Origin of the sequence: Paenibacillus sp. PAMC 26794, from assembly GCF_000316035.1 — a bacterium.
GTDB lineage: Bacteria > Bacillota > Bacilli > Paenibacillales > Paenibacillaceae > Paenibacillus.
In genome coordinates, this window is record NZ_ANHX01000017.1 from 1 (window position 1) to 22,948 (window position 22,948).

17 protein-coding genes and 1 other annotated feature are annotated in these 22,948 nt (G+C 45.8%); of the genes, 5 read left to right on the top strand and 12 right to left on the bottom strand.

Features of this window, described 5'->3' with window-relative positions:
* Positions 1-134: 134 nt before the first annotated feature.
* On the top strand, positions 135-1,901 hold the full coding sequence (locus D829_RS0109800) for an ABC transporter substrate-binding protein (protein WP_017688707.1): 1,767 nt from the start codon (positions 135-137) through the stop codon (positions 1,899-1,901).
* An 80-nt stretch (positions 1,902-1,981) separates the two neighbouring features.
* Here D829_RS0109800 and D829_RS30775 read toward each other — a convergent pair whose 3' ends face one another.
* The 5 genes from D829_RS30775 to D829_RS0109825 form a co-directional block, all read right to left on the bottom strand.
* Positions 1,982-4,609: a PAS domain S-box protein gene (locus D829_RS30775; protein ID WP_017688708.1), complete on the bottom strand. Its 2,628-nt coding sequence runs from the start codon at positions 4,607-4,609 to the stop codon at positions 1,982-1,984.
* A gap of 268 nt (positions 4,610-4,877) precedes the next feature.
* Entirely contained in the window at positions 4,878-7,259 is a 2,382-nt protein-coding gene (locus D829_RS0109810; RefSeq protein ID WP_017688709.1) for a polyprenyl synthetase family protein, read from the bottom strand.
* 187 nt (positions 7,260-7,446) lie between these two features.
* Positions 7,447-8,244 carry a sulfite exporter TauE/SafE family protein gene (locus D829_RS0109815; RefSeq protein ID WP_017688710.1) on the bottom strand — a complete coding sequence of 266 codons (798 nt, stop codon included), beginning with the start codon at positions 8,242-8,244 and terminating at the stop codon, positions 7,447-7,449.
* A 451-nt stretch (positions 8,245-8,695) separates the two neighbouring features.
* Positions 8,696-9,451 carry an SDR family NAD(P)-dependent oxidoreductase gene (locus D829_RS0109820; protein ID WP_017688711.1) on the bottom strand — a complete coding sequence of 252 codons (756 nt, stop codon included), beginning with the start codon at positions 9,449-9,451 and terminating at the stop codon, positions 8,696-8,698.
* Between the two features lie 68 nt (positions 9,452-9,519).
* Entirely contained in the window at positions 9,520-9,990 is a 471-nt protein-coding gene (locus D829_RS0109825) for a DUF6376 family protein (protein WP_193748465.1), read from the bottom strand.
* A 141-nt stretch (positions 9,991-10,131) separates the two neighbouring features.
* On the opposite strand from D829_RS0109825, the gene D829_RS0109830 reads away from it, so the two are divergent.
* Complete coding sequence (locus D829_RS0109830; protein WP_017688713.1) at positions 10,132-11,100, top strand: bile acid:sodium symporter family protein; 969 nt, start codon at positions 10,132-10,134, stop codon at positions 11,098-11,100.
* 120 nt (positions 11,101-11,220) lie between these two features.
* Here D829_RS0109830 and D829_RS0109835 read toward each other — a convergent pair whose 3' ends face one another.
* Positions 11,221-12,072, bottom strand: coding sequence for an aldo/keto reductase (locus D829_RS0109835; protein WP_017688714.1), 852 nt, complete (start codon positions 12,070-12,072; stop codon positions 11,221-11,223).
* A gap of 171 nt (positions 12,073-12,243) precedes the next feature.
* On the opposite strand from D829_RS0109835, the gene D829_RS30780 reads away from it, so the two are divergent.
* Positions 12,244-12,762, top strand: coding sequence for a MerR family transcriptional regulator (locus tag D829_RS30780; RefSeq protein ID WP_017688715.1), 519 nt, complete (start codon positions 12,244-12,246; stop codon positions 12,760-12,762).
* Between the two features lie 258 nt (positions 12,763-13,020).
* Here D829_RS30780 and asd read toward each other — a convergent pair whose 3' ends face one another.
* From asd to D829_RS0109870, 6 genes are all read right to left on the bottom strand, one after another.
* Positions 13,021-14,106 (bottom strand): aspartate-semialdehyde dehydrogenase, encoded by a 1,086-nt coding sequence (gene asd, locus D829_RS0109845; RefSeq protein WP_017688716.1) that lies wholly within the window; start codon positions 14,104-14,106, stop codon positions 13,021-13,023.
* A 168-nt stretch (positions 14,107-14,274) separates the two neighbouring features.
* Positions 14,275-14,551, bottom strand: a binding site (T-box leader).
* Between the two features lie 76 nt (positions 14,552-14,627).
* Complete coding sequence (locus tag D829_RS0109850; protein ID WP_017688717.1) at positions 14,628-15,473, bottom strand: class I SAM-dependent methyltransferase; 846 nt, start codon at positions 15,471-15,473, stop codon at positions 14,628-14,630.
* Between the two features lie 149 nt (positions 15,474-15,622).
* On the bottom strand, positions 15,623-16,495 hold the full coding sequence (gene galU / locus D829_RS0109855; protein WP_017688718.1) for a UTP--glucose-1-phosphate uridylyltransferase GalU: 873 nt from the start codon (positions 16,493-16,495) through the stop codon (positions 15,623-15,625).
* 57 nt (positions 16,496-16,552) lie between these two features.
* Entirely contained in the window at positions 16,553-16,945 is a 393-nt protein-coding gene (locus tag D829_RS0109860) for a GtrA family protein (RefSeq protein ID WP_017688719.1), read from the bottom strand.
* Positions 16,938-17,924, bottom strand: coding sequence for a glycosyltransferase family 2 protein (locus D829_RS0109865; RefSeq protein ID WP_017688720.1), 987 nt, complete (start codon positions 17,922-17,924; stop codon positions 16,938-16,940). The genes D829_RS0109860 and D829_RS0109865 overlap by 8 nt, the downstream gene beginning before the upstream one ends.
* A 278-nt stretch (positions 17,925-18,202) precedes the next feature.
* Positions 18,203-20,395, bottom strand: coding sequence for a glycosyltransferase family 39 protein (locus D829_RS0109870; RefSeq protein WP_017688721.1), 2,193 nt, complete (start codon positions 20,393-20,395; stop codon positions 18,203-18,205).
* Between the two features lie 205 nt (positions 20,396-20,600).
* On the opposite strand from D829_RS0109870, the gene D829_RS0109875 reads away from it, so the two are divergent.
* Entirely contained in the window at positions 20,601-21,284 is a 684-nt protein-coding gene (locus D829_RS0109875; RefSeq protein WP_026081101.1) for a response regulator transcription factor, read from the top strand.
* Positions 21,284-22,801 (top strand): HAMP domain-containing sensor histidine kinase, encoded by a 1,518-nt coding sequence (locus tag D829_RS0109880; RefSeq protein WP_017688723.1) that lies wholly within the window; start codon positions 21,284-21,286, stop codon positions 22,799-22,801. Before D829_RS0109875 ends, D829_RS0109880 begins: the two co-directional genes overlap by 1 nt.
* The last annotated feature ends 147 nt before the right edge of the window (positions 22,802-22,948 follow it).

The following is a 22,948-nucleotide window of genomic DNA, read 5'->3' on the forward strand; positions in this document are numbered from 1 at the left end:
TTTAGGCATCTTTCGTAATCAAAAGCGGACTTTTTGAACAACCTCTACTAATGTATAATTGTAAGGATAAAAGGGGGAAGTAAAAGTGTAAATATATGATCACACTTTTCACCTTTAATAGAGGAGTCATGAACATGGATACCCTACATACACACTTTATAAGGCTTGCTGGGGCCGAACAACTTTCTTTCAAGCTTCATGAACCTGTAACTGTAACGATCGATAGCCTGTCCGCTGCCTTGTGCTGCACCCCTCGCAATGTGAAATTCATTCTTAGAAAATTGGAGGAACAAGGCTTCATTCACTGGCAGCCTGGGCGTGGTCGTGGACATCATTCGGAGTTAACGATGCTGCGTAGCATGAATGAAGCGCTGGAAGCGAGTTTTACCGAACTTCTGGCTAAAGGAAAAATGAAAGATGCTATTGAACTCATCGGAACCGTTCAGCTGGATGATACATTGCGAGATCAGCTCATGCTCTCCCTCCATCAACAGATGGGATTTCACAGCCACGATGAAACTGCCTCAGGTCAAGATATCCTGCGCATCATGAGGTCACGCCAGTTGGGCGATCTGGACCCAGCCTTTGTTTATACTGCATTCGAAACCTATCTGCTGAGCCAGGTCTGTAATACATTGATCACTTATGATGCCAAGACGGAAGCATTCCTGCCAGCACTGGCTCACATGTGGGAATGCAGCGAGGACCATCGCTTATGGACCTTCTATCTTCGCAAAGGTGTACGTTTCCACAACGGACGTATCATGACGTCCCAGGATGTGCAAGCGACGTTGCAACGATTGATTGATGTGCATAGTCCGTCCATCTGGTTGTATCGGGATATTGAACGTGCGGAAGTAGCTGGTGATTACTGCATCAAGTTTGTTCTACATCGTCCTAATCGGTTTTTCTTGCATCTGTTCAGTTGTATTCGGATGACGATCCTGCCCTACGATTACAATGTAGCCAATACCTTAATTGGTACCGGTCCTTTTCAGATCTCTGAGCTGAATGAAGATGTGCTGGAGCTTGCCGCTTTTGATGCGTACTACGGAATCAGGCCACATCTGGATCAAGTGCATTTCTGGTTTGTGCCTGACCTGAGTCCGAATGATCGCTATTATGAGCTACCGGGTACAGATCGATTAAGTCTGGCAACAGGCTGTGATCAGACCAACAGTATCAATTATCCGGCGCTGGGTTGTCAGTATATGCTGTTCAATTTTCACAAGGAAGGCATCCATCATCATCCCTTATTTCGACAAGCCCTGCGTATCGTCTATGATTCGGTCGCGCTTGTCCGAGATCTCGGCGGGAATCGGATCACACCGGCCAGCAGCTTTCTGCCCTGGAAAAGTGCAGCCCAAGACTGGACCGTTGCCTCTCTTGAGCATGCTCGAGAATTGCTGCATAACTGTGGGTACCAAGGGGAGACCATAACTTTATCGTATAAGCATAATAAGGATTCAGACGTTGCAGAGTGGTTCCAGTGTCGTGCGCATTCCATCGGTCTGAACATCAGCATGCAGGCCGTTGTGGATTATTTCAACTCAGAGGAAACCACGAATGCACAATTGATCTTGGCTGAAGAGATCCTGGAGGAAGATTGGCAGTACGGTATGATTCATTTTTTCAAAAACCTGTCCAACCATTTTCATATGTGTATGTCTCCTGCATTCCAGTCTCTACTGGATGACAAACTGGATCATTTTGCAAAGCTTCATCGGGCAGACCGTGCTGCGCTCCTGGATGAAGCTGAAACGATGCTACGTGATCACTGCTGGATCTTGCATGGCTGTCACATGAACAAGCAGGCTGAACTGGATCAGAGCATCTTCGGCATGCAGATAGCCGAATTTGGATATATGGACATCTCCAAATTATGGATCAAAAATCCTTAGAGATTTGTGCATAAAAAAGCTGCTAGCCTATTTACGATAAGCTAGCAGCTTTTTTGCTCATGAATCCATTGTTCGGACCCTCAGAGATTATTTTTGATGTAATAGGTCTCCAATGCTTGCATAATGGATTCGATTTTAATCGGTTTGCTGACATACGCATCCATGCCTGCCTTCAAGCAGTTTTCCATGTCTCCTCTTACCGCATTTGCAGTTACCGCAATAATGTATGGACAACTCTCGGGGTGCAAAGAACTTTTAATCGCTTTTGTCGCTTCGAATCCATTAAGCCTTGGCATATGCACATCCATGAAGACAATATCATATGAATTGTGTTTGACCGCCTCGACTGCTTCAACACCATCCGCCACATGATCCACGAAGTGCCCTTTTTTCTCAACGATTCTGCTAAGGACGAGCTGATTCACCTCATTGTCTTCTGCGATTAAAATCCGCAAGGCTGATATTCTGCTCTTCTTCTGCTGTTGATCCAACCTGTTGCTTTCTTCACCGTTATTTAATTTAAATTGGGCGGTAAATATAAATATTGTACCCGGTTCATCCGATTCCTCGATCCAGATCTCGCCCTGCATAAGCTCCACCAGTTTCTTGCTAATGGCAAGGCCAAGACCGGTACCTTGAGGTTTGCGGGTCATAAAATTCTCCAGTTGGTAGAAAGGTTCAAATAATTGTTGTTTCCTCTCAACCGGAATCCCAATGCCCGAATCCTTTACCTGAAAATAAAGCTGCACGTTATTGCTGCACTGCTCCTTAACCCCAACTTTAATTTCCACGCCGCCTTCTGAAGTGAATTTGACCGCGTTGCCGATGATATTGGTAAGTACCTGCTTAAGACGATAAGCATCACCATACACCGGAGTTGGAATGACATTTTCTACGCACATGCGAACATCCAGCTTCTTTTCACGAGCCAGTGGTTTTACGATTTGCACCGTCTCGGTCACGATCTCTACGAGATCAAAAGGATCTTCTACCAGATCGGTTTTGCCTGACTCGATTTTGGAAAAATCAAGAATATCATTAATGATGGCCAGCAAGGAATCTCCACTCTTCTGGATGATTTCGATATATTCTTTTTGTTCCCCGCTAAGTCCAGGAGTATCCAGGAGCAAATCCGTCATCCCAATGACACCGTTCATAGGTGTGCGAATTTCATGGCTCATCATCGCCAAAAATTCACTTTTGGCCTTATTCATTCTCTCTGCTGCCTCTTTGGCTACAAGCAGTTTTTTCTGCTCCGTAATATCCTTCGCAATCAGGTAAAACCCGACATTGGATTTATTAACAATGATTGGAGCAAGCGTAGCCAAGACTTCTGTCTCAGATCCATCCGTGTGCCGAACGGCATTGATCTCCTTTTCAGCCATCTCATAATTACTGCCCAGAATCAGACCGAGATTACTGGCTCCGATAAATCTGCTTATGCTTGTACTGATCATTTCAGCCACGGGACAGCCCGTCATTTTCACCGCTACTGGATTCGCATTCATAATATTACCATCCATGTTAAACGAGATAATGGCGTCATGATTGTATTTCTTAAGCGAAGTGTATCGCTCCACAGATTCCTGCAATTTAAATTCGATGCGTTTGCGTTCAGTGATATCCTGTAGTGTTCCGTTTAGCTGGACTGGCTGACGATGCTCATCAAGCGTAATCAATCCACGCAAGTGAAGATACTTCTCATTTCCATCAGAGCTGATGTGTTTGTATTCAAAATCGAGCGGTTCACCCTGTTTTACCCCTGTAATATGTTTTTGTAAAGAGGCTATATCTTCGGAATCCATAACATCAAAAACATCACTTATACGATATGGTTTACAGGTGCGTTCAAGTTCAAAAATCTCAAAAATCTGATCTGAAAATGTAATATGGTCTTTGACCATATCCCATTCCCAACTACCAATTAAGGCGATACGTTCAGCCTCTGCACTGATATCCTTTTGTTTTTTTCGCTCTGATATATCTCGTCCAATCGTAAAAATCTGCTGTTCATGCTCCGCATCACCAAAGACCTTGTATGTGGTCTCAAACCAAAGATAATACCCGTCTTTATGGCGAACTCTAATATTCAACAGATTACCTTTAGTCAAGTCCATCTGCGAGATCCGTTCCAGATCTTGTGGGTGAAAGGAAGCATTATTGTTTTGTCCAATTACTTCTTCCGGGGAATAACCCAATATTTGTTCGACTGACGGTGAGCAGAACCGACAAACTCCCTCTAAATCAGCAATATAGATGATCTCCTGAGCATGATCCGTAATAAGTTTGAACACCTCTTCACGATGTAGAAGTTTTTGTTCAGACAGTTTACGATTGGAAATATCAACAATATGGCAAATGAAATAAAGAGGTTCATCGTTAAGTTCGCTTCGAACCAAGGAAACATGTATTGAACACCATAAGATGTCACCATTTTTATTGATGTAACGCTTTTCGTATTGATTTTCTTTTGATTTACCTTCAAATAACTCGTAACTACAGATCATATCTTGTGACGAATCATCCGGATGTGTAATATCCTGATACGTGAGATCCATTAATTCATCACTTGTATAACCTAGCATACAGCAAAAAGCAGGGTTCACTTTCATCCATTCCCCTGTTGGAGCAACGAGTGCAATTCCAATAGGAGATTGGTTATAGATCTGCTCGAACAATTCATGATGATCAACCTTTTGAACCTGCATTGTAAGTTCTCCTTTTGGCATATAAACTCAAGTTATAGATTATCATTTTTAAATTATGCTGGATATAAATTGCTCCACAAAATTTAGCGGTTTGAAAACAATAATATCTGCTTAACATCCAGTATTTTAACCATTGAAACGACTCTTTTCAAGAGATTTGTGTCTTTAAAAACAAATAAGGCCTGGAATCCATTCATATGGAATTCAGACCTTACTTGCTATATATCATTATAAGTCCTATGCTGCAAGGGATCGCGAGAAAAATGGGTTAGCGCTCGCGACCAACCAGATAATCCAATAGATGTCTCAAAAAGGGAATAGGTTTCGGCATCTCGTTCAATGCATCTGTAGCAAGACAATAATGCTCCCACATCTCTTTTTTCGCGCCTTCATCACCAAGAATAGACACAAAGGTTGAATTGTTGTTCCGCTCATCCTGACCTGCAGGTTTCCCAAGAATGAGGTGATTTCCCTCGAAATCCAGCAAGTCGTCCTTAATCTGGAAGGCGATCCCCGCATGATAAGCGAACTTTTTCAGCGTAGCCATCTCCGGTTCCTTCACTTGGGCAAGTATCGCTGGCATAACCAGGGCAGCTTCGAAGGCAATGCCTGTTTTGTAAAAACAGATCATGTTCAACTGCTCCAGCGTCAATGCCTTGCCTTTGGAGTTCAGATCCATCGCCTGCCCCATACACATATCCTCTGCTTTTTCAGCCGAATACTGAATGAGCGTGAGCACGGTCGCCGCTTCAAAACGATCCAATGAGGATTGCTCTCCAATCGCCTTCTGGATAAGAAATAGACCGGTAAGCTCTGCTGTGGCACTATTGTGCACATGGTGCAGCGTGGAACGTCCACGCCTTGTCGAAGCATTATCCTGCGTAGGCAGATCATCAAAGATCAGGGACGCGGTATGCATGTACTCCAATGATCTTAGCAGCGGAACGATGGATGATTCAGGTAGACCATACTCGCGCACACCCATAACCCAAGTTAATATGGGGCGTAGCCTCTTTCCGTCTCCCTGCAAACTATAATTGGCTGCATCGATTAGCGTTTCTTTCATCTCATGCAGTCCACCGGGCTTCGCAATCTGCAACTCCACATTAATCTGTTCGCGAACCGTTCGAATGGTCTGCTTGAACTCCTCTTTCTCCTGCTTGTCATTTTTCAATTGAAGCACGACCTGATCCCGTAACAATTTATCAAGGAAATCAACGTCATCCGCTTTTCGCACCATCTGTTGAACCAATCGATTGAATTCAGGCTGCCCAGAGGCAAAGATCGTCATCACTTCATCATATTTCTGCTGCCCCAACCGTTCTTTACAACGCTTCAGCCCGTTGATCGCACGATCCAGTATGACATCACGGGTCTTGGCATCCGAGTTGTAGACATCATGGATTAGATGAGAAATGACTGCCCAATACAATTCATATGGATTAATCAAGTCGGGACGCAGGTCGCGGTACTTCAAATAGTACGTATACGGAGTTACTGCCCCTTCTTCCATATCGTCAAACATATCGGCAAAATCATCTGCCAGCTGATTATATATGCCGTAATAGAACGTCCGCAGATCAAATCCTTCATTGACTGGCGCACTGAGAACAGATCGGACGATTAATCGGGAGGAAGAAGATTTGATAATAATCGGAATGTACAGTTCTTCATTGCTATAATTGGCATTGGCTAATTTCTTGCTGCGATCAATCTCCTGAGACTGAAAGAACACATAGGATTGCTCTAAGAACGTTCGCTGTTTCTCTGGACGCTGGTAGTCCTTAATATACTCAAATGCTTCCCGAAGCTCGGAATGCACATATTCAATCACTTCAAGGTTGCTGCCTTTCCACTCCCCCAGATCAGGTACGACCCCGGTAAGAAGTGCATCACGTATCATCAGGGAATATTGTTCTTTTTCCTGAACAGTCAAAGCTTGAGAATCCAGCAGGTCATCCACAAATGGATAGGTCAAACCGTACGAATAACCCAGTCGGATCGCCGCATCAAATCTCCGTGCCCGTTCCTCAGGTGGTGTCTGCTCGTTCATCTCATCGTCCACATGAAGGACCACGCCGAGAATGATCTTGATGAGCTTCCGTTGCGCCTGCTCTGCATCCAGCTCCTTCGGGATGTTGGATGCTACGTTTTTTAATTTGTTCATCACCCAGATGACAGCGGATTCTATGTGCTCCTTCTGTCCCCACCGGTACAACGCAGCCAGACTGATATAATCGGGCTGTCCTTTGCGCCCAGTGGCAGAACCCATAAAGTATTTTTTGGTATTCTGGACAACGTTCTGAATTCGGGCCTGCGTACCCGGAGAATCAAGGGCTTGCCCCAGATCTCGCATATAAATATAGGAGATACTCCGATCCAGGTAATCATCCAGCTTTCCTGTCGATTTCAGCCAGTGGATATATCTATGAACATCCCGGGGATCCGGTTTTCTTTTGCTAGGTGATAAAAGAGAAAGCCAGGCAAAACGATGAATATGTTTTTTTTGCCATACATGAATATCTTGGGTAACTGCTGTCGTATACGTATTATCCATGAGCTGCTTATGAAGAGAAGTAAAATACTGAGATGCTTTCTGCTCAGCTAGCCGATATCCTGCATCAGCCTGTTCTGTAAGTACGTTGTTCATAGGGTGGATACCTCAACTTCTATTAATGTTAAACATGTATCCATGAAAGGAGATGAGGTGCTCCATGGACGAAAACTGAACTCATTTGATGGTGTATCCAACGCTTCAGCTCATGTTCATAACCTTTATACGGCGATCCAACCGTTTGGTTACGAAATCATCATTGTTCATTTCCATATACGTGATTTTACAGAATGGATGACCAGACTTTGACCGCTGTGATGGCGATAAGTACGATTAATGCATATCGAAGTACGCTCACATTGATCATCGAACTAACCCGTGAACCAAGGGATGCCCCCAGCAGACTTCCGATCACCGTATAGATGATGGGTTCCATCGGAATGTCTCCACCCGTAATTTTCCCTATAACGCCGCCGATTGCGGAGATAAATACAATCGCCAGTGAAGAAGCAATCGTCGTTCGTACGGGGATGTTGAGAATCGTCAGCATGATGGGAATAAGGATAAAGGCACCACCCGCACCAACAATTCCTGATACAATGCCTACTGCAAAAGCAGTACCTGCTGCAATCCATCGGTTAAACACCAGTGGAGCTGAGGTATCTAGCTTTCCCTTTCCGGGAATCAGCATAAGCACAATCGCTATAATTGCCAGAATGCCATAGATCAGATTAATAACCCTTCCGTCCAGATGACCGGATATGAACGCACCAATCAGACTGCCAGCAAGAATGCTGGAGCCCATGTACAGCACTAATCCGCGGTGAACGACCGCTCCACCACTTCTACCCTTTTTTACTTTTCTGCGGAATGCAATCACACCGGCAAGTGAAGCGAAAAACACTTGAAACATACTAATCGAAGATACCTGATGTGCTGAGAATGGCTCCAGTCCCATCCATGATGGAACATATAACAGCAGCGGATAATTGATAATGGCCCCACCAATACCCAACAAACCGGAGAAGAATGAACCGACCAGACCCAGTATAAACATGATGACAAAAAGCAGAAGATCCATCGGTTATGCGCTTCCTTTCGTGCAATATAAATCTCATTTCGATACCAGTCAAAAGTGCTATACACAGCGAATATTATCCGTTATAATGAAAACCAAGTAAATTAATCCGAAATGAGTGATTAAGCATGTTTAACGTGTTGAAGACTCTTTTTGAAAATAAATGTCCACAGTGCAACGGAAAATTACAAGTTCATAACGATGCGTTATGCTCAACCAAAACCTGTTCTCAATGTCATTACAAAGAAGAGAGTTATGGCTCTCTCGGAGTTCGAATTGTCTATGACACCACAAAATGATAAAAAGCTAAAGCCTTGTTAATTGTATCACGATCTCTGAATTTTCGGGATGATTCGACAAAATGAAAATAAAAAAACGGTGCAAAACGAATAAATCGTTCTGCACCGTTTTTTTCTGTTTTTTGAGATCGGTTCCCTTAATTATAAGAGGGTACCTATTTGGTTTTGAAGCTGAGGAATCCATCATCTACGGCTAAGGTTGTACCGTTCACTGCACTTGCTGCATCACTGAACAGGAATGTAACCACACTGGCTACTTTCTCCGGTTGAATGAGCTCTCCACGCATATGTTGAGTAGCAAGCGCATCCTTCATGGCTTGGTCATCACCCAGAATCGGTGTTTCGATAAAGCCAGGTGCTACACCAACTACACGAATTCCATGCTCAGCAAGTTCCAATGCACCGGATTTGGACATCATAACAACAGCAGCCTTGGCTGCGTTGTAGTTGAAGCTGCCTACTGCAGCAACACTTCCATAGATCGAAGCGGTATTCACAATGGTACCTTGTACATTCAATTCAACCATTTTTTTCGCGCCATAATACATACCGTAGTATACACTGTGCTGATCTACATCAATGACTCTGTGATAGGATTCCGGGTCCATCTCCAGAAATGGCTTCACAAGTCCAATGCCTGCGTTATTGAAAATACCGCTTAACGTACCATATTGCTCTACGGTCCAGTCGATCAGGGCTTTGATCTCGTCCCCTTTGGATACATCCACTTTGTACGCGCCCGCTGTTCCGCCTGCTGCTTCAATCTCTGCCGCAAGCTTCTTCGCACCCTCTTCATTATAGTCAGCGACAACAATAGTCGCACCTTGATCCGAAAGTTGAAGTGCTGTCTCTTTACCAATACCACTCGCTCCACCTGTAATAATGATTACTTTTCCATTGTGCTCCGTCATGACTCAGTTCTCCTTTGGTAAAATATATTTAGGTTTAGCATCAACTTATAGTAAGTAAATAATTCAATTTATTCACTCTGAAGTCCGCTAAGCGGATCTTTCAGATTATTAATGTTGGTGATCAGTTCAGGAATGCCCGTCTTCTCCCAATTTTCTATCGTAAAACCTTGCTTTGCAATTGTATTCTCGAAATTGTCTACAACTTCTGTTAATTGAGTATTGTAACTAACCAGATTCTCATGAATGCTCTCTCCTATTCCGGGAGCAGTCAACTGAGAAAATTCACTTGCTTCTGCTTGGATCAGATCGATTTTCTCCTGGATCTGCGTTGTAGTCTCCGGATTATTCACCGCACCCGATGCGAGCTCTTGCAGATCAGCCCCGGCGTTTGATGCCTGTTCTATATAATCAGTAGCCCCACTAACATAATTTAAACTTTGATTGGCTTGTTCCACGACAGAACAGGCCGAAATCAAAAGAATACTTGATGCAATGAAGCCTGTCATCATTAATGTGTGCTTTCTTTTTCTTATAAACATGATCATCTCCCCTTCTCCTAATCGGAATCCTTGTTCCAAGTCCATGATACCTGTTCAGACTGCTTCATTGCAAATGGGTCTGCAGCCAACGTTATTAACATGTATAATAGTAAAATCACACGGTAAAGGGATGTCATGATTATGCTTCAAGCCTTGAACCAACGCTTGAACCGCATCATGCCACTGATTACCCCAATCAGCATTATTATTGGCGTGTTATGCGGGAGTTTTCTTTCTTCTTATACCTTTTTATCTCCTTGGCTCTTTGCGTTCATGACGTTCGCTGGAAGCATCAGTCTTGGAATACGGGATTTTGTAAACGTGCTGAAGAAGCCGTTCCCCCTATTTGTATGTCTGTTTATTTTACATTTGGCGATGCCTCTGATTGCTCTTGGTATGGGTCATCTGGTTTTCCCTACAGATGCGTACACCATAACAGGCCTGGTTCTGGCAGCTGTGATACCGACAGGAATAAGCAGCTTCATCTGGGTCAGTATCTATCGGGGCAATATCGCACTTACGCTATCCATCATCCTGATTGATACCATGCTTGCTCCTTTCGTAGTGCCCGGGGTGTTGTCCCTGTTAATCGGCACCAGTGTTACACTGGACACGGTAGCCATGATGAGCAGTCTGTTCTGGATGATTGTTGTGCCATCCCTGCTCGGTATGCTTTTGAATGAGTGGACCAAAGGCGCCATTGTCCCGGTCTGGGGACCAAGGTTGAACCCGTTATCCAAATTGTTTATGGCATCTGTCGTTGCGATTAACGGATCTGTCGTTGCACCCTACTTGGCCGATTTCAACTGGAAATTAGCTGGTCTTGCGGTCATCATTATTTTCCTGGCATCATTCGGTTATGCACTTAGTTACTTCATCGCCCGATTGCTGGGCTGGAACGAGGCCGATCAGGTAGCCCTGGTGTTCAATGGGGGAATGCGTAATATCAGTGCTGGCGCAGTACTGGCTGTTTCTTATTTTCCGCCACCTGTTGCTGTCCCGGTTGTTCTAGGCATGGTATTCCAGCAGATGCTTGCTTCATTAACAGGTTATCTGCTCGGTCGTCGCTCTCAGCTTCTGCAAAAGTCGGATAAGACATCTGCGGCCTAACAAAATATTGGAATGTTAAAAAACGCCGACCTAATTGTCGGCGTTTTGCATTGAGTTGCTATTGTTACTATTATTGCTACGATACTGCTACGTTTCGTAAACCTAGCAATCAGTTCCGGGCTACAAATCCACTTTCATATTGCCCAGCATCTTGGCAACTTCAGGATTATCAATCTTCATGAATAGACTTTCCTTGGTATCCAGTGTGGAAATGGTTGCAATCTCTTCCGGGCTTAGTACAAAGTCGAAAATATCGAAGTTCTCGATAAGCCGCTCTTTGCGTACTGATTTTGGAATAACAACAACATCCCGCTGCACGAGCCAGCGCAGTACAACCTGGGCGACGGATTTGTTATGTTTCTCGGCAATGGAAACCAAGACTTCGTTGCTGAACAAATTGTTGCGACCTTCGGCGAACGGGGACCATGACTGGTGCTGTATCCCCTGTTCTTTCATGAAAACAGCGCTGTCGACCTGCTGTTGAAACGGATGAGTTTCGATCTGATTGATGACAGGCACAACTTCGTTGTGGACGATGAGGTCCATCAGGCGGTCAGGTAGGAAGTTACTGACACCGATAGCCCTGATCTTGCCCTCACGGTATAGTTCTTCCATCGCACGCCATGCGCCGTAGTAATCACCAAACGGCATGTGAATGAGGTACATATCCAGATAATCGAGCTGCAGCTTACTTAACGATTTGGCAAACGCCCGCTTGGCACTTTCGTATCCTGCATCCTGAATCCAAAGCTTGGTCGTGATGAAAAGTTCTTCCCGCGCTATGCCACTGCGTTTAATTGCACGTCCAACCGCTTCTTCGTTTAGGTAACCGGCAGCGGTATCAATTAGGCGGTAACCGGCCTTCAGCGCCTCATATACCGTGTTCTCACATTCATCAGCATCGGGAACCTGGTAGACACCAAAGCCAATAATCGGCATTTTCACTCCATTGTTCAAGGTTACAGTTTGCATATTCAATTCCTCCTATGGTTCAATTGTGAATCGCAAGTGGTCACGTATTCCTGAATTCAGCAACGAAGCGAGGATTCCACTTCCGGCCGACTTGCGTTACAATAACCCTAGCTCCTTCGTCTTACACGAAGTCAAGCGGTCTCCAAAATTTTTTTAGAAGGAGGAGTACATATGTATACTGTCCAGGATGCTGCCCAGCTTACGGGACTCACAGAGCACGCTGTTCGCTTTTACACGGATAAAGGCTTGGTTCCGAGCATTCAACGCAATAAAAATAATATTCGGGTGTTTGATGAAGAATCCATCAATTGGCTACATGGCGTCAAATGCCTCAAGCAGACAGGTTTACCGATTGAAAATATTAAAACATACGTCGATCTCTGCCTCGAAGGTGATTCAACCGTTTCGCAGCGATTCGCACTTATGATGGAGTATAAGGAAGCGGCGCTGATTCAGCTTGAAGAGGCCAAGAGCCGCGTAGCCCATTTGGAAGAGAAAGCACGTCAATATCAGGCCATTTTGGAGCAGCGCATCCCGGATATGACCAACCCGGTCAATTGGGAAACCAAGCGTGACGAAGAAGGGAGTTGTCCTGCATCCCGTTTAAAAAGTCGCAGTCTTCCTGAAGCTGAGGTTTCGGCTCAGTGCCCAGTAGCTGCTATGAAGCAGCAAACTAGCATAGTATCTTAAACTTCACATGATATAGCTCACGTATGTTCTAAACATATAGGCTATTTGTTACATTATGTATATCTAAATGAGCCTGAGTAAAAAACGCCGACAACATAGTCGGCGTTTTACGCCAATACAACCCTCTACTGGAATCTCTTTAATCTATTCCTGCCCATTTTCTGGTCCCTGTTCACAATACAAAAAAAACCATCAACAAGTGATGGTTTTTCATGAAATATCCTGTTCAGAAATCTGCTGCTCATGATGCCTTTACACTTATTTCGGTTGAATGTATCCTTCAGCTTTGAGTAGTTCCGCGATCAGAACCGCACCACCTGCCGCTCCGCGGAGCGTGTTGTGGGACAATCCAACGAATTTGTAATCATAGAGTGAGTCTTCGCGCAGTCGGCCTGTGGATACACCCATTCCGCGTTCGATATCACGATCCAGTTTTGTCTGTGGTCTGTTCTCTTCTTCAAAATACGTAATGAATTGTTTTGGTGCACTTGGCAGAGCCAGTTCCTGCGGACGACCTTTGAACTGCAACCAACGCTCCAAAATTTCGTCTTTACTTGGTTTTTTCTCGAAGTTTACAAACACGGTCGCCAGATGTCCATCCGTTACTGGAACACGAATACATTGTGTTGTAATTAATGGAGCCGATGCTTTGACGATCTCATTATTTTCGATGCTACCCCAGATCCGCAGTGGTTCCTGCTCACTCTTCTCTTCTTCGCCACCGATGTATGGAATGACATTATCAAGCATATCAGGCCAGTCCGTAAAGTTTTTACCTGCTCCGGAGATTGCTTGATACGTGGAAGCAACAACCTGAGTCGGGTTGAACTCACGCAAGGCGTGCAGTGCAGGCACATAGCTCTGAATCGAGCAGTTTGGTTTTACAGCAATAAATCCGGTTTTTGTACCCAGACGTTTGCGTTGAGCTTCAATCACGTCCAGATGTCCCGGGTTAATCTCAGGGATTACCATTGGTACATCTGCTGTCCAGCGGTGAGCTGAGTTGTTGGACACGACAGGTGTGCCTGTTCTAGCGTAAGCTTCTTCGAGCGCTTGAATTTCATTCTTTTTCATATCAACGGCGCAGAAAATAAAATCAACCTGGCTGGCAAAAGCCTCAACCTGGGAAGCATCCTGAACAACGATTTTCTTCACAGCTTCCGGAATAGGAACTGCGAGTTTCCATCTGCCTTGTACGGATTCTTCATATGTTTTACCTGCCGAATTGGCGCTTGCAGAAATAGCTGTTACTTCAAACCATGGATGTTGATCAAGCAGGTCCACAAAACGCTGACCCACCATTCCCGTTCCTCCGACGATACCAACTTTCAATTTTGCTGACATTCAATCATCATTTCCTTTCGGTTTAAGTGATTCTTCTCTTCAAATCAATTTCATAACTCACTAAAACGTATTATGAAATTGACTTCCTAATTAACACTATTCAGGCAATTCCAAAGCGTGTAGTCGCACCCCGGAAAAACCAAAAAATCCCATCCCCAAGACAATAGTCTCAGGGACGAGATTGAACTCTCGTGGTACCACCCAGATTCGCCAATATGTCACCATATCCGCCTCTTCAAGTAAAGGTTTACAACCATGTTGCTAGCTGTAGACCGTTCATACTCTAGCTCTGTAACAGGAGCTCCTGTCACACCATCCCTTAATGCTAAGTTCCGATGTGCTGCTCTGAGTCTTTATTCAATAAAAAGTTCTTTACTCCTTTTCAGCTACCGGAGCTCTCTTTGAAAGAATGATTTTTATCTACTCGTCTCTTCGTCGCATTTGATATTGCGATTATAATATCAAAATTACGGTGATGAAGTAAACACATTTTTTAAAATTTGCTGCTAATGGCTATTTTCTTACTGCTTTTTGGCAACCATCGCATACGTTCCCAGTGGACTCCCGGGCCCCGAGGCATGACGTGTTCTAAGTAATTTCAATTCGGAAAGAAGAAGTGTTTTTACTTTGTCCGGGATCGGAAGCAGTTTCAGTTCCACAGGTGCTTCTGCCAGTGTCATTTCGGTTTCCCAGCGACCGTCCTGCAGCTCAGGAGAATGGATCGAAGTCTCTTCCTTAATCGTCCAGCCTGCCGCAGCGACAAGCTCTTGGATGTCCTCCGGTGTAAAAAGCGTGCGCACATTGGAGAAGCTGTTCTCCTTGTAACATTCGACCTGGGACTGAATCAGAACGGATAACCAGTGCGAGAGCTGGCTCACATCTGTAACTCGTGCATCCCATTCGGCAAAACATAACTGATGTCCCCACGTCCTAACCTTGCTAAGAATATGGGCGAGCTCGTCAAACGATTTCAAGTACCATGAACAATGGGATAGTACGATAACATCAAACTCATTCTCGGCGAATTGAGCCTGATCACTTAGAATGTCAAAATCATAATCCATTCGAATTCGATCACCCAGTGGAGATCTCCGCAGCTTGGCTGCCGCTTCGCCTACGGTCAGCGGTGCACCATAATCCTCTGGTGCAATATCTACACCATGAACGTACCCGTGCTCCCCCACCAGATGTGCAAGCACGGCCGTTGTATCTCCCTGACCACACCCGATTTCCAGAACCCGGCTGCCTTCCTGTATTCCCCAAAAGAGTCCCAGTTTCATCCGATGCTCGGTTTGAATGTACTGAATGACGGCGTTGTCCTCCACGTCCATATACTGAATAAGGTCCCTGATGATAGACTCATTCATGATTCCTCACTCCTCAAAGAGCAACTTGAACTTCTTACTTATTGTAGCGTTACAGGAAGTATTGTACAATGCCAGAGTCTATGACAGGACCATGGCACGAAGGAGACCCCGTCCTACAGCAGATCTAAACCTCTGCTACATATCAATCCCTATGCCCACTGGGTTGCAAGCTTCTGAAGATAGGGTGTCAGCATGGGCTGTAATTCCTTGCGCATCAGTCCGATCTCCAAGATCGCCTGAATATATCCGAATTGATCACCAATATCGTAGCGGCGTCCCTCCAGTTCAAGGGCCAACAGTTCCTCCACCTGACTTACTTCTTTCAAGGCATCCGTTAACTGATATTCCCCTCCAGCCCCTCTCTCGATCTGATCCAGGATTGGAAAGATGGAAGGTTTCAGAATGTATCGTCCCATTACAGCTGTTCGGGATGGTGCTTCTGCAAGGGATGGTTTTTCGACCAGATTGGTGACCCGGTGAACCCGGTCCTCTGCACCATTCGAATCAATAATGCCATATTTGCTCACATTTTCCGCGTCTACCTGACGAACACCAATGATCTGTTTGCCTGTCTTTTCATAGAGATGGACCATCTGTGCAAGTGCAGGTGGATCAGACACCATTATGTCATCTCCTAGCAGTACAGCGAAGGCATCATCTCCTACAAATTGCCGTGCACACCCAATGGCATGCCCCAGTCCAAGCGGTTCTTTTTGACGAATAAAATGAATATTTGCCATCTCGCTGATGGCCTGCACCTCTTCCAGTAAAGACTGTTTGCCCTTGGCATATAAAGAGTGTTCAAGTTCAACCGATTTATCAAAATGGTCCTCTATGGATTTTTTGTTGCGTCCGGTCACAATGAGAATATTCTCAATACCTGATTGTACTGCTTCTTCAACAATGTATTGGATAGCCGGTTTATCCACGATCGGTAACATCTCTTTAGGTTGTGCTTTCGTCGCTGGCAGAAAACGGGTTCCGAGACCCGCTGCCGGAATAACTGCTTTTTTAATTCGCATATCATCATACACTCCTTTCATTTGCTTCTTATAACCAATATTGCACACTGTGGGCAGCTAAGTAGCGATACGAAACACCCAATATCTGCTGGCCATATAGTTCAGAACCATCCCCATCAAGGTCGCCAGGATCTTGCTCATCACGAGACTCCAACCCAGCATATGGTGCAAAGTCATCAGAATGAGGGCGGATAACGCGAGAACGATGAGATTGGTGATTAGAAAACGAATAAGTTTCGCTCTATCGCCGTCGCCTCGTGCCGCATCTCGAAAAGTCCACCTGCCGTTCAGCCAATAACTGTTCGCAACGCCGCAGCTGTACGAGATTACTTGAGCAATTAGAACCGGTACACCGACCACTGCAAGCAAAGCAAACACCACCGCATCCACTGCCGTATTCGCAACACCCACAATACCGAACTTGAAGAGTGTCACCAGACGCTTAGTCATGATGAGCAACTCGGGTTGTCAATCGGGATTGCGCTTGCTGGCCCTCGGCCTGAACCACATCTCTCACAATGTATAGCGGACGTGCCTTGGTCTCATCATAGATACGGCCAACGTACTCGCCCAGAATGCCCAGCATGATCAGGATGAATCCGTTAAACATTAGCATGATACTCACAATGGATGGCCATCCTTTAATCGTTGAATCCGTAAATATGGCCGAAACAATAACCGTTAACATATAGATGAATCCGCCAACCGACAGGATCGCACCTACATAACCTGCAAGCTTGAGCGGTTTATACGAAAATGAAGTAATGCCATCCAGGCTCAGTTTCAGCATGCGTTTCAGCGGATATTTTGTTTCGCCTGCCAGACGTTCATCACGTTCGTATTCAATGGCAGTCTGACGGAATCCGACCCAACTGACCAGCCCGCGCACGAATCGGTTTTTCTCCGGAAGACGTTTCATCTCATCACATACTTTGCGGTCAATCAGGCGAAAATCTCCGGTGTCTACCGGGATATCCGTATCCGTTGAGGCACGAAGGACACGATAGAACAGACTTGCCGACCATTTCTTGAAGCGAGTTTCCCCACTTCGTCTGGTGCGACGTGCATATACGACTTCATAGCCCTCTTTCCATTTGGCGATCATATCCAATATCAGTTCGGGAGGGTCCTGCAGATCCGCATCAATAATAACCACCGCATCCCCCACTGCATAATCCATGCCCGCTGTTATCGCAATCTGATGTCCGAAGTTACGGGCAAAATCAATCAGTTTCACACTCTCGTCCCAACGGGCGTAATCACGGATCATCTGTGCACTTCGATCCACGCTGCCATCATTGACGAATAGCAGTTCATAGCTCTCTCCTGTGCTGCCCATGACCTTCTTCAGACGCCGATAAGTCTCCTCGATCACCGCTTCCTCGTTATACATGGGAATAATAATGCTGTATCGGTACGCGTGAGCCATGTTCGTTCCCTCCCTTTTCCAATGGACTTCGTTCGAGATTTTCATTCTATACAAATTGAACTAAAGAATATTTACACTGCACACTTCGATGACAGAACAACCTTCCAATCGCTGTTATCCCCAGATTTTTTTGATTCCTTTTATAAAGGGAAAATCCGGAGATAGCGTATGCTTCCGATGTAGCTTTCTTTCAGAAAGCTTTTAGGCGAACGCTTCGCTTTTTCAGGTTTTTTCTGTCCTCTCCGTTATCGTGTAAATGATAAGTTCAATTTATATAGCTACAATTTCACTTCGTACAAGGTGGTCTGTCCGCCGAATCCGAACCCGAATCCAAATCCAAGTCCAGCTTCATTCTCCATGTCTCCGTTATCCATGGACCCGCTGTCCGTTCCTGTCTTCCATTCTGACGTTGGAATCTCGGTTCCGTGCTCTTTGATCCAATCGCTAATATCCGAGTTCCCTCCGCGGCCACCCATGCCACCAACCATGAAGTACTTCACTTGCCCGCTCTTGACGAGTTGCTCAAGTTTCTCTGTTGTGTACACCGGGTCTGACCCGGAGAAACCTCCAAGCGTAATAACCGCTGCTTTCTCATCGATGATATAAGGTGCTGCCTGATTATAGTCCGTAGTGGCAAAGAGATACGTTTCGCCTGTATTGTGCTCTTTCAGATAATTCAGTGTGGCTGTATCCACTTCTTCGTTACGGTTACCCATTCCGCCACGGCCACCCATTGTAGGCATTTCTGTGTCTCCTGCACCGTTACCCATCGGCATGCCCATTCCTACTCCACCAAACATACCATTGGAACCAGTGGGTCCTGCTGCCGGGATCATGCTGTTTCCACCATAAGTAATTGGGGTGAATGCCCAGTAGATTGGACCGATCAGCATCACCATGAATCCCGCGATAATGAAGCTCTGTTTCCATCGATGTGTGCGATGAAGCATAACGATTAGGATGACCGTGACCAGAATGCCTGCGATCAATTCACTAATGGACCAGCCTGCACCAATCGTATCGTTATACACCTGCATGATATACCAGCCGAACAAGGTCGTCAGCAGCACCGACACTGGAAGCAACCATGCCTGCCAACCATTTCGTTCACGATATAACTTCCACATCGCTACAAATCCCGCGCCAGTCAGCGCCGCAATTGGAGGTGCAAGCATAATCAGATAATATTGATGGAAGAAACCTGCCACACTGAAAAAGGCAGCAACGGGAAGCAGCCAGGCCAGCCAAAACAAGGCCTCCTTGTGCTTGCTGGTTATATTTCTCCGTCTTAACCCTGCAAATATGGCAATGCATCCAAGCAACACAACTGGCAGAAGCCAGCTGGCTTGACCTGACAGTTCAGTCTGGAACAGACGTAGAGGGCCTTTCTCCCCCGTACCAAACATTCCTCCCATGCCTCCGCCGAAATCTCTTCCATTTGGCATTTCCATATCATTCGGCATCTGCCCGTTCGGGAAATTGCCATTCGGCCCATTCATGCCGCCCATGGTGTTCAAGCCATTCGAACCATTCATTTTATCGTTATCCGGTGCATTGACATCTTGCCCAGCGCCAGGAACACCACTGCCTGTCTGATTAGGGCCTGAAGTCGAGTCTCCTCGATTGTCACGATTATTTCCCTGTCCCATACCATTTGGCATACCTGCGTTACCTGCAGTATTCTGCTGACCCGTTAGGCGAGCCAGACCATTGTATCCAAAGGCGAGTTCCATGACCGAGTTCGTTTCACTGCTGCCGATATAAGGCCGCTCGTCTTCAGGTATAGAATCCACAGTGACCGCCCAGGATAAGGAAACGACCCCCAGAACCGCTGTGCTGCCGATCAGTAGGATGATCTTCCTTCTCCATTTCGCCTGAAATACGAGCAGATAGAACAAGTAAAAAGCCGGGAGAATCATATATGCTTGAAGCATTTTCATATTAAAGGCTACGCCTATTAACCCAAAGGCAACCAGAATGCGCCAAGCACTGCTTTGTTTGCTGCCTTTGAACAAAAACCATGAACCCAGCAGTAGTGTAAACACCAGCATGCTGTCAATATTGTTGGTCCGGCTGACTGCCGCCACGACAGGCACAGTCGCCATCGCAAGTGCCGAGATTCGGGCTGCTGCAAGACCATATGTAGGTTTCACCATGAAATAGATCAGGAGCACCGAACCGATTCCCGCTAATACCTGCGGCAAAATAACACTCCATCCGTGCAATCCGAAGACATAGGCAAAGGCCGTCTGGATCCAGAAGACAACAGGTGGTTTATCTACAGTGACCGAGCCTGCCGAGTCGAGTGAAGCATAGAAAAAGTTATGGAAGTTGCTGAGCATACTCCCAACGGCAGTTGTATAATAGGAATTGGCATATTGATCGTTCCAAATGCCGTACCCATTCAGAAATGCCGCCAGTAATACAATCGGCAGAAGGACAAGATCCATCCTTCTTTTGGTGTTATTCAATGTTAATCACTCCTTCAAAGTTCTTCATGTCTAGTATTGTGGCATGTCAAAATAAAACTGGGATGAGTGTCCGCTGAATGTTGTCTGAGGATAATTCACAATCCTTTCAGCTAAATTTCAGTTTGGCAAGCGATAATACAACATACAGTCCCTCTCAATTGAGGGAGAACTATAGATGGAAGCAAGCAAGGAGGAACCCAACATTATGAAGCTTAGCAGCGGAATTAAAATACTATTGGCTGATGATGAACCGCATATTTTGCAATTTCTGGAGCTTGGATTAAGCAATGAGGGCTTCGATGTGCGCACCGCACCGGATGGAGCGGCTGCGCTTGAGTTGGCGCTTGAATTCAAGCCACATATGGCTATTCTGGATGTCATGATGCCTGAGATGGATGGATTCGAAGTGGTCGAGCGTCTGCGTAAGACCGGAGCTCAGGTTGGCGTTATTATGCTGACAGCGAAGGACGAAGTCGAGAATCGGGTTAAAGGTCTGTGGCTCGGGGCTGACGATTACATGATCAAACCCTTTGCCTTCGACGAGCTGCTCGCCCGAATTCAGGCCAGACTGCGTAATCAATTTCCTTTATTAATAGGAGCTGTGACCCATGGTCCCTTCCGAATTGATGATCAGCGCAAAGAAATCACCTATCAGAATCAGGTCCTCGAGCTATCTCCTACCGAATACGAACTGTTAAAATTTATTGTGCTTAATCATGGGATTGTACTTAGCAAAGCGACCATTCTAAGCCGGGTGTGGGGGTATGATTTTGGCGGGGAAGAAAACATTGTGGAGGTGTACGTTCGCTCCTTGCGCGACAAGCTCAGGGATAAAGAACATAGACTCATTCGCACGCTTCGGGGTGTCGGGTACAGGGTGGATCTCTGATGAACTCGCTACGTAAGAAAAATAAACTTCGTTTAGAACGTCTTCACCAATGGATCTGGCCGCGTTCCCTGCGTTCTCAATTGCTCTCACGTTCTCTGTTCGTGCTTGCTGGGCTACTATTGTTAATCGGTATCCTGCAATTCTGGATTATGGAAAGCTTTCTCTATCGGAATCAGGCAAAAACCATGGAAGAACAGCTCATGTCCATGCCCCCGGTTTGGCTCGGAATCCAGTCACGTAGTGGCTCTTCCAACAATCCTTTTGGTGGACAGGCAGGAAACGGGTCTGGCAATCGGGTGCTGTTTATTCCTGACCGTTCACTGGCCCTGTTTGATAACCAAGGTACGTTCGAGGATGTTTTTGGTGAAGACGGTCTGAAAGCCCCTCATCTATCAACCGTTGAATATCAAGGCATTACAGATGAGTTGAAAGAACAAAAACACATTCCCTACCGGATCGTCACGGATAGCCAAGGGAATGAGCAATTGATTGTATTCGCTTCACCCGGTCCACGCAATCACGGTTTACCGATGGTGCAGATGGGCACAGCTACGAAGCCACTGAGAGATCTGATTATTAAACAGCTTCTGATCTTCCTCATGTTATCGCTGTTAGCCATGGTAGCCGGTCTTATTCTATACACTAAGGTATTACGTCGGACGCTGGTTCCCCTATCCAACATGGTGAATAAAGTACAGCAGATCGATGCAGGCAGCCTCGCAGAACGCCTTCCCGTCGTTCAGGGACAAGAAGAAGTGGATCAGCTCGCAGTTTCATTCAATGGCATGCTTGAAAGACTGGAGAACTCGTTTGAAGCGGAGCGGGAATCGAAAGAGCAGATGCAGCGTTTCTTGTCCGATGCTTCCCATGAGCTTCGTACCCCGCTTACCTCCATTCACGGCTTCATTGAAGTTCTACAACGGGGTGCAGCGACCAATCAAGATCAATTGTATAAAGCACTGGACAGCATGCACGGCGAATCCGTACGAATTAACAAGCTGGTTGAAGATTTACTGCTCCTGACCAAGCTGGATCAGACTCCGAAGCAGGAGCGAGAGGTCATTCAGCTGGACAGTCTGCTGCTCGAAATGCAACCACAACTTGCCATGATGGCTCAGCAAAGATCCGTTCATCTCGATCTGACGGCTGAAGTATATGTACTGGCTGACCCTTACAAGCTGAAGCAGGTTGTGCTGAATCTGTTCCATAACGCGGTGCAGCACACCGATCCAGAGCATGGAGCCATCTCCATAACGTTGTATGCCACGCACCATAAGGCTGAATTGTCAGTGAAGGATAACGGCACAGGCATTGAACCTGCACATCTGCCCCATATCTTTGAGCGATTTTACCGCACAAGCAGTTCTCGTTCGCGCAAACAAGGGGGCGCAGGTCTCGGTCTCGCCATTACCCGCTCGATTGTCGAGTCGTATGGTGGGAAAATTACAGTACAAAGTCAGGTAGGCTTGGGAACTGAATTTATGATTTTGATGCCGCTGTATAAGGCTGATGTCTAAGCTGAGCGGATCGTTCAAGTAGGCTGGCTATAAGTTGGCTATAAGCATCTCTACGTAAGATCTACTTGATCATTACGCAAGCTCTAGTCAAGCTCTCCAAACGATGCTTTACTTTCATTTTAATTCCGGCTTTTCATTGCATGACGA

Coding starts and splice junctions, on each gene's coding strand:
- D829_RS0109800 (WP_017688707.1), top strand. CDS start 135: ATGGATACCCTACATACACACTTTATAAGGCTTGCTGGGGCCGAACAA.
- D829_RS30775 (WP_017688708.1), bottom strand. CDS start 4,609: ATGCAGGTTCAAAAGGTTGATCATCATGAATTGTTCGAGCAGATCTAT.
- D829_RS0109810 (WP_017688709.1), bottom strand. CDS start 7,259: ATGAACAACGTACTTACAGAACAGGCTGATGCAGGATATCGGCTAGCT.
- D829_RS0109815 (WP_017688710.1), bottom strand. CDS start 8,244: ATGGATCTTCTGCTTTTTGTCATCATGTTTATACTGGGTCTGGTCGGT.
- D829_RS0109820 (WP_017688711.1), bottom strand. CDS start 9,451: ATGACGGAGCACAATGGAAAAGTAATCATTATTACAGGTGGAGCGAGT.
- D829_RS0109825 (WP_193748465.1), bottom strand. CDS start 9,990: ATGTTTATAAGAAAAAGAAAGCACACATTAATGATGACAGGCTTCATT.
- D829_RS0109830 (WP_017688713.1), top strand. CDS start 10,132: ATGCTTCAAGCCTTGAACCAACGCTTGAACCGCATCATGCCACTGATT.
- D829_RS0109835 (WP_017688714.1), bottom strand. CDS start 12,072: ATGCAAACTGTAACCTTGAACAATGGAGTGAAAATGCCGATTATTGGC.
- D829_RS30780 (WP_017688715.1), top strand. CDS start 12,244: ATGTATACTGTCCAGGATGCTGCCCAGCTTACGGGACTCACAGAGCAC.
- asd (WP_017688716.1), bottom strand. CDS start 14,106: ATGTCAGCAAAATTGAAAGTTGGTATCGTCGGAGGAACGGGAATGGTG.
- D829_RS0109850 (WP_017688717.1), bottom strand. CDS start 15,473: ATGAATGAGTCTATCATCAGGGACCTTATTCAGTATATGGACGTGGAG.
- galU (WP_017688718.1), bottom strand. CDS start 16,495: ATGCGAATTAAAAAAGCAGTTATTCCGGCAGCGGGTCTCGGAACCCGT.
- D829_RS0109860 (WP_017688719.1), bottom strand. CDS start 16,945: ATGACTAAGCGTCTGGTGACACTCTTCAAGTTCGGTATTGTGGGTGTT.
- D829_RS0109865 (WP_017688720.1), bottom strand. CDS start 17,924: ATGGCTCACGCGTACCGATACAGCATTATTATTCCCATGTATAACGAG.
- D829_RS0109875 (WP_026081101.1), top strand. CDS start 20,601: ATGAAGCTTAGCAGCGGAATTAAAATACTATTGGCTGATGATGAACCG.
- D829_RS0109880 (WP_017688723.1), top strand. CDS start 21,284: ATGAACTCGCTACGTAAGAAAAATAAACTTCGTTTAGAACGTCTTCAC.